This window comes from Aeromonas salmonicida subsp. salmonicida, from assembly GCF_001643305.1.
GTDB classification, from domain to species: Bacteria; Pseudomonadota; Gammaproteobacteria; order Enterobacterales; family Aeromonadaceae; genus Aeromonas; species Aeromonas salmonicida.
Genome location: NZ_LSGW01000055.1, coordinates 1 through 12,453 on the forward strand (window position 1 = coordinate 1; position 12,453 = coordinate 12,453).

The window sequence follows — 12,453 nt, forward strand, 5'->3', positions numbered from 1 at the left end:
AATGAGATCGCACAAACTGGACTGAGTTCCCTTCCTCCGGTGAGCTACTATTCGGAACAGCTATTTAGGGCGACCTCTCATGAACGGAAACGTGCGCCATGTTGCAACGCCTGCTCTCTCTGCTGCTGCTCTCCCTCTCTCTCTTTCCCGTGCTCGTCCAGGCCGATGACGCCATCACCCAGGTAGAGGAGTTGCTGCAGAGCGTCCCCAAGACGGACACCCCGGAAAACCAGAAATTGCGGGAGAGTTATCAACAGGCGCTGCAGTTTGCCCGGGAAGCCCAGCGCTATCGTGAGCAGGGCAAGGCTTATCAGCAGATCCTGATTGATTACCCCAAGGAGTCGGCCCGCCTCAAGGAGAGCCTGCACAACTACCAGCCCCAGTCCCGCCCGTCCCTCTCCTCCCTGAAGGAGGAGGCGCTGCGCCAGGCCATCGGCCTGAGCAGCAACCGTCAACTCAACCTGCGCAAGGAGCGTCAGGCGGTGATGGACAGCCTCAACCAGTTGGAGAGCACGGGCCAGGAGTACCACCTGAGGGTCGACGAGCTGCGCAAGCAGTTGCAGCAGACCCGTACCCTGCTCGACCGGCTCAGCTTCAGCAGCGAGTCGGATCGCCAGCAGGATGCCCAGCGGCTGGCCACCCGCCTCAAGGAGCAGAGTCTCGCCGACCGGATCCAGATGCTGGAGCTGGAGCAGCTCTCCGCCCAGCAGCGCAACGATCTCGGCAAGCTGAAGTTGCAGGAGCTCAATCTGGCCATCACGGATGAAGACGAGTGGCAAGCCAGCCTGCTCAACCAGCAGAACCAGCTGCGTCGCGACAAGACGGAGCAGGCGCTGGCCGAAAGCGAGCGGCTGCGCAAACAACTCACCTCCGACATGCCGCTGCTGCTGGAGCAGCAGAACCAGGCGCTCTCCATCCAGCTCGGCGCGTTGGAGGATCAGATAGAGCGGGTACAGGACGATCAAAGGGCTATCGACAAGAACCTGTCGGCCCTGAACGATCTGGTCAATTCGGTGCGGGAGCAATTGGAATGGCTGCAGATCAGCAACGCCTACGGCGAGAATCTGCGCAGCAAGCTCTCCGACCTGCCCGCCTACTTCCCGCTCGACAAGCTGGAGTCCGCCATCGTCAACGCCCGCATGGCCAAATACCAGTACGAAACCGAACAGGATGCCCTCAAGGATCCGCGCCAGATGCGCGAGCAGCTGATGGCCACCGACGAGGTGGCGCTCGATCGCTCCCAGCAGGCGGTGCTCGACAATCTGCTTAAAGCCAGACGGCAACTGTTGACCCGCCTCAACGACGCGTCCGACAGCCTGATCCAGGAACAGACCCGCCTCAAGCTGCTCTACAGCCGCCAGAACAGCAAGATCGACGAGATCCGCGACCTCAGCGCCAGCCACCTGTTCTGGATGCCGGATGTGCGTCCGCTCACCCCGACCGTGCTGCTCGGCATTCCGGCGGCCCTAGGCCTTGCCTTCAACCCGACCAACTGGCTGCAACTGCCGCAAGCCATCGCCGAGAACAATCCCATCACCCTCACTCTGGCCGGTATTGGCATACTGGTGCTGGCCTGGTGCTGGTTCAAGCTCGCCCGTCACCTGACGCATTACAGTCAGCACATAGCACCGCGCATCGGCAAGGTGACCCAGGACAAGTTCAGCCTCACCAGCCGCCTGCTGGTGCGCTCTTTGCTTGCCTCCCTGCCCCTGCCCGCCATGGTGCTGATGGTGCATGGTCTGCTCGACGGCGCCTGGCAATACCCGTTCGCTGTGGCGGTCGCCCGGGGCCTGAGTGAAATCTGGTTCCTGCTGCTGGCACTCTTGATGGCGCGCCACCTGACGCTGGAAAAAGGGATACTGATCCTGCATTTTCGCTGGCAGAAAGAGTGGGTACAGAAGGTGTGGAGCCAGTTTCGCACTCTGCTGCTGGTGATCATCCCCAGCTTCTTCGTGCAGGGCATGGCCAACAGCTATCAGGAACACGCTTTCTATGACTCCCTCGGCAGGATGGCGTTCATCGTTGGCGCCCTCTGGTTGCTGCTCTTCTTTGCCCGCCTCAACCGGGAGCGACTGCCGCTGACCTGGGGTCAGGCCGACATGAGCAAGCCCCACCTGCTGCACCACTTCATCTGGAACAGCCTGATGCTGGCCCCCCTGCTGGCGGTGATCGGCTCCCTGCTCGGCTACTTCTACACGTCCCGCATCCTGCTGCGCCAGCTGGAGCTCAGCCTGCTGATGGGGCTCGGCTGCCTGCTCATCTACTATCTGGCCCATCGCTGGATGCTGATCCAGCGCCGCCGCCTCGCCTTCGATCGGGCCAAGAGCAAACGGGCCGAGATACTGGCCCAACGCGGCCGGGAAGAGGGCCATGATGAACTCAGCTCCGAGATACCGGATGTAGTGGAAGATACCGAGCTGGATTTGGACACCATCAGCGCCCAGTCGCTGGGACTGGTGCGTACCCTGCTGATGCTGGGATTCACCATGCTGGTGGTGGTGCAGTGGTCCGAGCTCAACTCGGCGTTCAGTTTCCTGCGCAGCATCGAAGTGTGGCAGGTCACCAGCAAGATTGGCGGCATAGAGCAGCTCTCCCCCATCACACTGCAGGATCTGATGCTGACGGCATTCACCTTCATACTGACGGTGGTCACTGCCCGCAATCTGCCGGGCCTGATGGAGCTGACCCTGCTCCAGCACCTGAGCCTGTCCCCGGGCACAGGGTTTGCCATCACCACTGTCACCAAGTACATAGTGCTGGTAGTGGGGGCGCTCAGCGGCTTCTCCATTCTTGGTATCGACTGGTCCAAGGCGCAGTGGATGGTGGCAGCCCTCTCGGTCGGCCTGGGTTTCGGCCTGCAGGAGATCTTCGCCAACTTCGTCTCCGGCCTCATCATACTGTTCGAGAAGCCGATCCGGCTCGGCGACACTGTCACCATCCGCGAGCTGACCGGCACAGTGACCAAGATCAAAACCCGCGCCACCACCATAGTGGACTGGGATCGCAAGGAGATCATTGTTCCCAACAAGGCCTTCATCACGGAGCAATTCATCAACTGGTCTCTGTCGGACGCCATCACCCGGGTTCGCTTGCGTATCCGCATCGGCCTGACTCAGGATCCCAAACGGATACAGACGATTCTGGAAGATTCGATCAAGGCCTCCACTCTGGTGCTGGAGACCCCCTCCCCCGAGGTGTTCCTGATCGAATTCACCGATTCGGCGCTGATCTACGAAATGCGGCTCTATGTGAACAGCATGGATCACCGCATGCCCATCACCCACGAAGTACACTCGCTGGTGCTGGAGAAACTGCAGCAACAAGGTCTGGGGCTGCCGCACCAGCAGATCGATATTCGACTGAGCCGCGCCTGACCGGGACATAAAGGAGTTATATGATGCAGATCATCGCCCATCGCGGGGCCAGTGGCCTGGCGCCGGAAAATACCCTCAAGGCCATCAGGCTGGCGCTGGAATTGGGGGCTGAAGCCATCGAAATAGACGTGCAGCAGGCCGATGGCGAGCTGTGGGTATTCCATGACCGGCGGCTCGAGCGCTGTACTGATGGAAGTGGCGTGCTGATAGCCCAATCTTGCGCCTATCTGGCCAGTCTGGATGCCGGTCAAGGGGAGTCGATCCCTACCTTGTGGCAGGTAATGGAAGCTATCGCTGGCAAGGCCGAGCTGCATATCGAGCTGAAAGGGGCGCACACTGCCAGCGAGGTGGCCTTGCTGACCCGGCGCGCCGAAGCCGAGCTGGGTTTCACACCGGCTCAGTGGGTCGTCTCCTCCTTCCACCACCCGGAACTGGCCCGTTTCGCCGCCTTGCGACCCGAGATCCGGCTTGGGGCACTGACCGCTACCCTACCATTCACCCTGGCGAGCTTCGCTGCCGAGCTCGGCGCCTGGTCACTCAACTGTGATGTGGACTTCGTCGATGAGGCGCTGGTGCAGGATGCCCACAACCGCGGGTTGAAAGTGCTGGTCTATACGGTCGATCATGGGGACGATCTGACCGCACTGGCGGCCATGGGGGTTGACGGCATATTTACCAACCGGCCGGATCGCTTCCTTCCCCCAAAACAAGGGGACTCATTACTTCGGCAGGAGATCCCTAAGCGCTGATTTAGGCTATAAATTTAAGTGCGCACCGGGATACAAAAAGTTCAACTTTGGCCGATAAGAGTTGGCTCATAACAATAACACCTCACATCGCAGACTGACGCTCACAAGGATGTACACATGAACTTATCCATCAAGAACAAACTTGTCCTCGCCATCGGGGTCATTATCCTGGTCATCACAGGCCTGCAAGTCTGGTACAACACCTCCCAACTGCGCAGCGAAACCCAGCGGCTGGTATGGAATATCATTGACGAAAGCTCGGTGGCCAACGTCAAGGGGATTTCTCGCTGGCTCGATGCCAGGATCAACATGGTCACCTCCACCAAGGAGGCCTTCGCCAAAGAAGATGAGCCGATCAGCCACCTGGCTCAATCCATGAACGCGGGTGGCTTCGACCTGGTTTATGCCGGTACCACTGATGGGCGCATGATCCAGAGTAAACCGACCGACTTGCCGGCAGGTTACGATCCCCGCCAACGCCCCTGGTACAAGGATGCAATGGCTGCGGGCAAACTGGCCATCACCTCACCCTATGCAGACGTCACCACTGGCCAGTTGATCGTGACCATTGCCGAGCCTTTCCAGCGTGGCAATACCCAGGGGGTCATCGCCGGAGACCTATCCATCAGCTCGCTGGTTTCTGACATTCTGGCGGTCACCACCGAAGGCACCTACGCCATTCTGGTAGACAGCAATGGCACCATCATCGCCCACCCCGATGCCTCCTTGAGTCTGAAGCCCGCCACCAGTCTGGCACCTGAGTTGACAGCGGCTTACATCAACCAGGTGGCTCACGATGGCATGATCAATGAGCTGGTGATCAGCGGCAAGAAAGAGGTCTTTGACTTCAACGCGATCCCGAATACCAACTGGTATTACGGCATGATGGTGGACGAAGCCGTGGCCTATCAGTCCGTCTCCCGCATGGTCACCTCCGCCCTGCTGCAAGGCTTGCTGACCATTCTCATCGTGGCCGGTTTCTCCTATGTGGCTATCAACGGTTCACTGGCTCCGCTGAAAACCCTGGGGGAGGCCATTGCCGACCTCTCCCGTGGCAACGGTGACCTGACCCGCCGCATCAAGATTGAGCGAGAAGATGAGGTTGGTGCTGTAGCCAAGCACGTCAACACCTTCATCGAACGTATCCATGTGATGGTGCAGGATATTTCCAACTCCTCCGGCCAGTTGAACCATCAGGCCAAGTCCTCCCACAACATGGCGGAGAAAGCCAACCAGGGTCTGGCACGTCAGCAAAACGAGATCTCCCAGATCGCCACGGCAGTGCACGAAATGTCAGCCACTGCGGTGGAAGTGGCCAACAACGCCGAGCAGACCGCCGATGCGGCCCGCAGCTCCTCCAGCAGTTGTGAGCATGGCAAGCAAGTCATCGCCCGCAACCAGCGTTCCATCACGGATCTCGCCACTCAGGTCAAACAGGCCTCCGGCATCATTCAGGAACTGGAGAAGAACGCCCAGGAGATCAACACCATCCTCTCTACCATCCAGGGGATCGCCGAGCAGACCAACCTGCTGGCGCTCAACGCCGCCATCGAGGCTGCACGGGCGGGTGAGCAGGGTCGTGTCGCCGACGAGGTGCGGGTGCTGTCACAACGTACTCACAGCTCTACCGTCGAGATCCGCAGCATGATTGAGACGCTGCAACGCAATACCCAGGGTGCTGTCAGCACCATGCACGAAGGCCAGTTGCTGGCCCAGAACAGCGTGGAAGATGCCAACGACGCTACGCAGGCACTGGAGCAAATCACCACCTCCATCAACCAGATCTCCGACATGGCGACCCAGATATCCAGTGCCGCCGAGGAGCAGCGTGCCGTCACCGACGAGGTCAGTCGCAACATCCAGGCGGTCAAGGATGTCTCCGACGAGCTGGCAGTCGATGCCGACAGCTCACGCAACCTCTCTGAACAACTTAAAAATATTTCAGGTGAACTGAGCAATCAGGTCGGCATGTTCCGCATCTGATCAGCACAAACCAAAGGGGCCATGCAGGCCCCTTTTTTTATGAAAAAATGCTTTTGTTTCAATAGTTATTACCACATGAATCGTCTGGACTATGAGGAAATAAATGCTCATCCGGTACAGTTCCCCGTCATGAAACAACAAATCCCACTCCGCATTTGGATTAGTTTTTTTAACTTAAATAACCCAACACGAATCAGTGAATAATTCTTATTAAATATTTTTGATAAAAAACTTAAAAACTTTATGGGCAATACCTAAAAAGAGAGGTGTTTCTCATTTTTTTGAAAGAAAACTACGTATAATCCTGAGCTTAAAATAACCATAGCAATGACAGCGGCTGACACCGATAACTGAAGGATGGCGATAATTACGGCGTTTTCATCCAAGGAATGGGGTGATTTTAATAAAACTCACCATTGCCAAGCACTAAAACAAACCAGTTTGACTTGCATCAAGCCTGAATTTTTTTAATAGAGCAAAATCGTGCCCAGCAAATCTATCCCTAAGGAGGCAGATGTGGATATTATCAAGACCGATGTCGCCATCATCGGTGCCGGTGGTGGTGGCCTGCGTGCCGCAATCGCCATAGCAGAAGCCCACCCGGAGCTGGAGATCGCCCTGATCTCCAAGGTCTACCCGATGCGCAGCCACACAGTGGCCGCAGAGGGCGGTGCCGCCGGTGTTGTCCGTGATGATGACTCCCTCGAAAACCACTTCAACGACACCGTATCCGGTGGCGACTGGTTGTGTGAGCAAGACGTGGTCGACTACTTCGTCAACAATGCCACCAAAGAGATGGTTCAACTTGAGCACTGGGGTTGCCCCTGGAGCCGCAAGCCGGACGGCAAAGCCAACGTACGTCGATTCGGCGGGATGAAGATCCCCCGCACCTGGTTCGCGGCTGACAAATCCGGTTTCCACATTCTGCACACCCTGTTCCAGACCTCCATCAAGTATCCGACCATCAAGCGCTTCGATGAGCACTTCTGCATGGACTTGATCGTGGAAGATGGCCGCGTGCAGGGCGTCCTGACCTTCGATATCCAGAACGGCATCTCCCGCTTCATCCAGGCCAAGTCGGTCATTCTGGCTACAGGTGGCGCCGGTCGTGTTTACCGCTACAACACCAACGGTGGCATAGTCACCGGTGACGGCATGGCCCTGGCCTACCGCCATGGTGTGCCATTGCGCGATATGGAGTTCGTTCAATATCACCCGACCGGCCTGCCGGGCACCGGCATACTGATGACCGAAGGTTGTCGCGGTGAAGGTGGCATTCTGGTCAACAAGGATGGCTACCGCTATCTGCAAGACTATGGTCTGGGCCCGGAAACCCCGGTCGGCCAGCCGAAGAACAAGCACATGGAGCTGGGTCCCCGTGACCGTCTCTCCCAGGCATTCTGGCAAGAGCAGCAGAAAGGCCGCGTGATCCAGGGCCCGATGGGCGACGTGGTTCACCTCGACCTGCGCCACCTCGGCGAGAAGTATCTGAAAGAGCGTTTGCCCTTCATCTGCGAGCTGGCCAAGGCCTACGTGGGTGTGGATCCGGTCAAGGAGCCGATCCCGGTACGTCCGACTGCCCACTACACCATGGGTGGTATCGAGACCAACGGTCAGTGCGCTACCCGCATGCCGGGTCTGTACGCCCTGGGCGAGTGCGCCTCCGTCGGTCTGCACGGCGCCAACCGCCTGGGTTCCAACTCCCTGTCCGAGATAGTGGTGTTCGGCAAGGTAGCGGGTGAGCACGCTGGCGAATTCGCCAAGACCCAAGCCCACGGCAACACGCAAGCGCTGGCCGCCAAGGCCGAGCAACTGATCAAGCAGCACCTCTCGCTGATGGACATAGACGGTACCGAAAACCCGGCCGATATCCGCAACGAATTGGGCATGTCCATGGAAGCCGGTGTCGGTATCTACCGTACCGAAGAGCTGATGCAAGGCACCATCGACAAGATCAACGAGCTGAAGGCACGCTACAAAAAGGTCAAGATCAACGACAAGTCCTCTGTCTTCAACACGGATCTGCTGTACGCCATCGAACTGGGCTACATGCTGGACGTGGCCGAAGCTATGGCGCACTCCGCTCTCAACCGGAAAGAGTCCCGCGGTTCTCACCAGCGTCTGGACGGTTACGAAGAGCGTGATGACGTGAACTTCCTCAAGCACACCCTCTCCTTCTACAACCAGGAAGGCGCCCCGACCATCGATTACTCCGATGTGAAGATCACTAAATCCCAACCGGCCAAGCGTGTGTACGGTTCCGAGGGTGAGAAACAAGACGAGGCTAAGAAGAATGGCTGAGATGATCGAAATTGAAATCCTGCGTTATCGCCCTGAGCAGGACAACGAGCCCTGGATGCAGACCTTTCAGGTGCCTTACCTGAAAGAGATGTCCCTGCTGGATGCACTGCAATACATCAAGGATCAGCTCGACTCCACCCTGAGCTTCCGCTGGTCCTGCCGGATGGCGATCTGCGGCTCCTGCGGCATGATGGTCAACGGTATTCCCAAGCTGGGTTGCAAGACTTTCCTGCGCGATTATCTGCCGGGCAAGATGAAAATCGAGCCGCTCAACAACTTCCCGATCGAGCGCGATCTGGTGGTCGACATGTCCGATTTCATCGAGAAGCTGGAGAGCATCAAGCCCTACATCATCCCGAGCGAACCGCGCAGCCTGTGTGATGGCGAGTACACCCAGACCCCGGCTGACATGGCGAAATATCACCAGTTCTCCATGTGCATCAACTGTGGTCTGTGCTACGCGGCCTGCCCGCAGTATGGCATCAACAAGAAGTTCACCGGTCCGGCGGCACTGGCACTGGCCTATCGCTACAACGCCGACAACCGTGACAGCGCGTCCAAAGAGCGGATGAAGATCATCAGCCAGGACGAAGGCGTCTGGGGTTGTACTTTCGTGGGTTATTGCTCCGATGTCTGCCCCAAGGGCGTGGATCCGGCTGCAGCCATTCAGCTTGGCAAGGTCGAGAGTGCCAAGGACTACATGATCGCCATGTTCAAGCCAGATTGAGATCAGGAATGAGACCATGAACAACACCAATAGCAAACGTAAGCCTTACGTCCGCGAAATGAAGAAAGACTGGTGGCTGAAGAATGCCTTCTACACCGGTTACATGATCCGCGAAGGCACCAGCATCTTCGTCTCCATCTATGCCGTCGTGCTGATGTGGGGTCTGCTGCGTCTGGTTCAGGGTCAGGAAGCGTTCAACGGCTGGCTGGAATCCCTGCAAAGCCCGATCGCCATCCTGTTCCACGTCATCGCGCTGGCGGCCTGCCTGTTCCATGCCAAGACCTGGTTCGCCCTGGCGCCCAAGGCCATGCGCATCTTCCGTGGTGAAGACCTGGTGCCGGAGAAGCCGATCGTTATCGCCCAGTATGTGGCGCTGGCAGCGGTATCCCTGCTGATCCTGATCATCGTGGCTTGAGGAGAAAATTAATGAGACGTTCTGACGAACCCATCTATTGGGGTCTGTTTGGTGCCGGTGGCATGGTGGTTGCCATGCTGCTGCCGGTGATTGTCCTCATCACAGGTCTGCTGGTGCCCATGGGCATCATGGACGTGGAGACCATGAGCTTTGATCGTGCCCACGCATTCGCCAGTTCCTGGTGGGGTGCCTGCATACTGCTGGTGATCATCGCCCTGCCGATCTGGCACGGCATGCACCGTATCTACCACGGTCTGCATGATCTGGGGATCCACACCACCAAGCTGCACCACTATGTGTTCTATGGCTTCGCCTTCCTGGTGTCTGCCATTACCGTCGGTCTGCTGATGGTGCTGGTCCTCCAGTAATCACAGCGTGACTGATTGACCAAACCGGGCCAAGTGCCCGGTTTTTTCATGATCGCCTTCGGTAGCTCACACCTTAGTCCGATAGCCGGACTGCTCCCTTGATGGGACAAGGCACTCGGCCACTTTCAGCGTCCCTTCACCAAAGCCGCGGCGCGGGTTCACGACCGTTTTCCGCGTAATAGAGCGACGGCAGAAACTGCGCCAGATAGCTGAACTCGCTGTAGCAGTGGCGCATCAGATTGAAGCCGATCTCGTCCGGCACCTCATCAAGTGGATTGGCGCAGGCCTTGCCCAGCAGGAAGCGACTGCGCAGCACGCAGCCATAAGGGGTATCGCGCGCCAGGTGCAGCATCTCGCCATCCAGCGGTGCACCCTGCTCATCCAGCGCCACCTGATCGCCAAAGCCGATGCGAGCGCAGATGGCGGCAGACAGTGCCTGCGTCTCCCACGCCTCGTGTAGCGATTGCGGGGCAAACACCTCTTCGGCGCCGTGAAACTTGAGGCGGGCCGCAACCGGCGGCAGCTCGGCAAGCCACTCCACCGCATCTATGCTGGCCCCCACATAGCGCTCCCCTTTTTTCCAGTGATGGTCCCAGCCCCGGTGCTCGACGTGGTCATGCGGGTGCCACCACTTGATGTGCTGGGTCGTCTCGAAAAACGTGAACCACCAATCCAGCATGCGCCCCTTGCACCCATGCAGATCGGTGCGAATGGCAACCGTCAGCAAGCCGTCGGTACTGCGGGTCAGGCCCATTTCCAAGCGCAGCGGCTGCAGCCTGAGCAACTCATTGATGTCATTGACGCCCCAGGGGGCAAGCAAAGCGGAAGGATTCATGATGTGACTCCGATTCAATTTGGAAACCAAATTCGCTTCTTAATTTAAGCTATGCCTGTATGCTGTGTCTGTCAATGCTTTCCAGGAGCCACACATGTCGAACCAATCCAATGACGTAGTTCGTTCACGCGGCCGGCCGGCCACCCCGGAATCCGACCTGCGCACCGCTCTGGTCGAGGCAACGCTGACCTTGTTGCTTAAGGGGGGGTACGCCACCGCGACAGTGGATGCGGTAGCCAAACAGGCGGGGGTCGCCAAGAAGACGCTGTACCGCTTCGCCGCCAACCGCGACGAGCTGGTGGCACAGGCGGTACGCAGCTGGACCGATGCATTTCAACCGGCATTCGAGCTGGATGCCGATAGCCCCGATGCCCTGGGGGAGATGCTGGAGCAGGGGTTGCAGGCCATTGCGAACCAGGTGCTGAGCGCGCCGGCGGTCGGCATGTTCCGGCTGCTGCAGCATGAGTTTCAGGGGCGGGATACACTGCTGGCGGCCTATCAGGACAACGGCATTGCGCGCGGCAGGGCGACGCTGGCCAACTGGTTGCAACGCCAGCAGCAACTGGGTTGGCTACGCGCGCTGGACGTCGCACAAACCAGTGACCTGCTGCTGGCAATGACCATGGCGGAGCCTCTGCGCCAGATGGCACTCGGTTTGCTGGCACCGGGTAGCGACATCCGCGATCGCATCGCCGCAGCCGTTGCGCTGGTGCTGCCCGGCTTGATGCGAAGGTAGGCGTCCTTCGTCAGCAAGGATGCAACGCCACGGCGAAGACGCTCTCAGGCCTGTCCGGGCAAAGGGCGGGATGGCATCTGAGCGCGAAGAACTGCCAAGCAGCTCCCACCGCCCACCGGTCCCATCCCGGTCATTCAAAAACCGGGCCTGATGCCTGCGTGTGGATGGCTCTCACTCCATCGGCGGCAGGAAGCTGCGCATCACCTCGTCGCTGTAACCGCTGTCCTGAAACGAGATCAGCACCTGATTGAGACGGGTAACCAGTTCGTACCCGCGCGGGGAGCCCTTGCTCACCAACAGATAGAAGCCTTTGCGGCTGGGCAGGGAGAGGTTGAGCAGGCCGCTCTCACTTCGATAGATGCCCAGGCCAATTCCACTCACTAGCGGTTCTATTTCACTTGGCAAGAAATCACAGCGATCCCGCCCCAGCATATCCAGCGCCTGCTGCAGTTGCTTGACCAGATGGGGCTCCCGCGTCAAGCCATAGGGGGCATAGTTGTAACCAATCACGCCGCACACCCGGGAGCGATTGACCGTCTGCAGATCCGGCGCCTCGGGGAAGCGGCGTTTGAGATAGAAAAAACCGAGGTGGGTGTAGTAGAGCGGCACGCTGTAGAGGGCATATTCGGCCCGCTCCGGCTTGTAGCTGGCATCCCAGGTCAGCTCGCACAGGCCGTTCTGACGATAGTCCGCCAGCTCCTGCTGCACCCGCGCCCAGGGCAGATAGCGGATCTGGTATGAGATCCCCAGCTTTTTCAGGGACTCGAGCACCAGAGTAGTGGCCGAGCCAGTGAGTCGGCTGGTATCGGGTACGCCATCCTTGCGCTCCCAATAGGTAAAGGGAGCCCATTCGTTCCCCTCCCCCAGGCAGATCTGCACCTGCGGTTCGGCCGCCTGAGCCAGGCTGCTGGCTCCCAGCCCCATCAACAGCAAGATTGTTCGGTTCATTGCCCCCTCCTTGACTA

General features: G+C 58.7%; 10 protein-coding genes. 8 read left to right on the forward strand and 2 right to left on the reverse strand.

Annotated features, from left to right (window positions below):
* The first annotated feature begins 98 nt into the window (after window positions 1-98).
* The 7 genes from mscM (at window position 99) to frdD (ending at window position 9,917) form a co-directional block, all read left to right on the forward strand.
* Window positions 99-3,374: a miniconductance mechanosensitive channel MscM gene (gene mscM / locus AXW79_RS08595; RefSeq protein WP_005317163.1), complete on the forward strand. Its 3,276-nt coding sequence runs from the start codon at window positions 99-101 to the stop codon at window positions 3,372-3,374.
* 23 nt (window positions 3,375-3,397) lie between these two features.
* Window positions 3,398-4,123: a glycerophosphodiester phosphodiesterase gene (locus tag AXW79_RS08600; protein ID WP_005317195.1), complete on the forward strand. Its 726-nt coding sequence runs from the start codon at window positions 3,398-3,400 to the stop codon at window positions 4,121-4,123.
* A 117-nt stretch (window positions 4,124-4,240) separates the two neighbouring features.
* Window positions 4,241-6,106 (forward strand): methyl-accepting chemotaxis protein, encoded by a 1,866-nt coding sequence (locus AXW79_RS08605; RefSeq protein ID WP_005317198.1) that lies wholly within the window; start codon window positions 4,241-4,243, stop codon window positions 6,104-6,106.
* 516 nt (window positions 6,107-6,622) lie between these two features.
* Entirely contained in the window at window positions 6,623-8,407 is a 1,785-nt protein-coding gene (gene frdA, locus AXW79_RS08610) for a fumarate reductase (quinol) flavoprotein subunit (RefSeq protein WP_005317201.1), read from the forward strand.
* Entirely contained in the window at window positions 8,400-9,134 is a 735-nt protein-coding gene (locus AXW79_RS08615) for a succinate dehydrogenase/fumarate reductase iron-sulfur subunit (RefSeq protein WP_005317203.1), read from the forward strand. Before frdA ends, AXW79_RS08615 begins: the two co-directional genes overlap by 8 nt.
* A 16-nt stretch (window positions 9,135-9,150) precedes the next feature.
* The gene (locus AXW79_RS08620) at window positions 9,151-9,549 is read left to right on the forward strand and encodes a hypothetical protein (protein WP_005317207.1); all 399 of its coding nucleotides are present in this window, start codon (window positions 9,151-9,153) and stop codon (window positions 9,547-9,549) included.
* A gap of 11 nt (window positions 9,550-9,560) precedes the next feature.
* On the forward strand, window positions 9,561-9,917 hold the full coding sequence (frdD, locus tag AXW79_RS08625; protein WP_005317209.1) for a fumarate reductase subunit FrdD: 357 nt from the start codon (window positions 9,561-9,563) through the stop codon (window positions 9,915-9,917).
* Window positions 9,918-10,053: 136 nt separating this feature from the next.
* Here the strand turns inward: frdD and AXW79_RS08630 are convergent, their stop codons facing one another.
* Window positions 10,054-10,752, reverse strand: a complete 699-nt coding sequence (locus AXW79_RS08630) for a DAPG hydrolase family protein (protein ID WP_005317211.1) — start codon at window positions 10,750-10,752, stop codon at window positions 10,054-10,056.
* Between the two features lie 94 nt (window positions 10,753-10,846).
* Here AXW79_RS08630 and AXW79_RS08635 point away from each other — a divergent pair, with 94 nt between their 5' ends.
* Window positions 10,847-11,488 carry a TetR/AcrR family transcriptional regulator gene (locus AXW79_RS08635; protein ID WP_005317214.1) on the forward strand — a complete coding sequence of 214 codons (642 nt, stop codon included), beginning with the start codon at window positions 10,847-10,849 and terminating at the stop codon, window positions 11,486-11,488.
* A gap of 171 nt (window positions 11,489-11,659) precedes the next feature.
* Here AXW79_RS08635 and AXW79_RS08640 read toward each other — a convergent pair whose 3' ends face one another.
* Window positions 11,660-12,436, reverse strand: a complete 777-nt coding sequence (locus AXW79_RS08640; RefSeq protein WP_005317217.1) for a substrate-binding periplasmic protein — start codon at window positions 12,434-12,436, stop codon at window positions 11,660-11,662.
* Window positions 12,437-12,453: the final 17 nt, after the last annotated feature.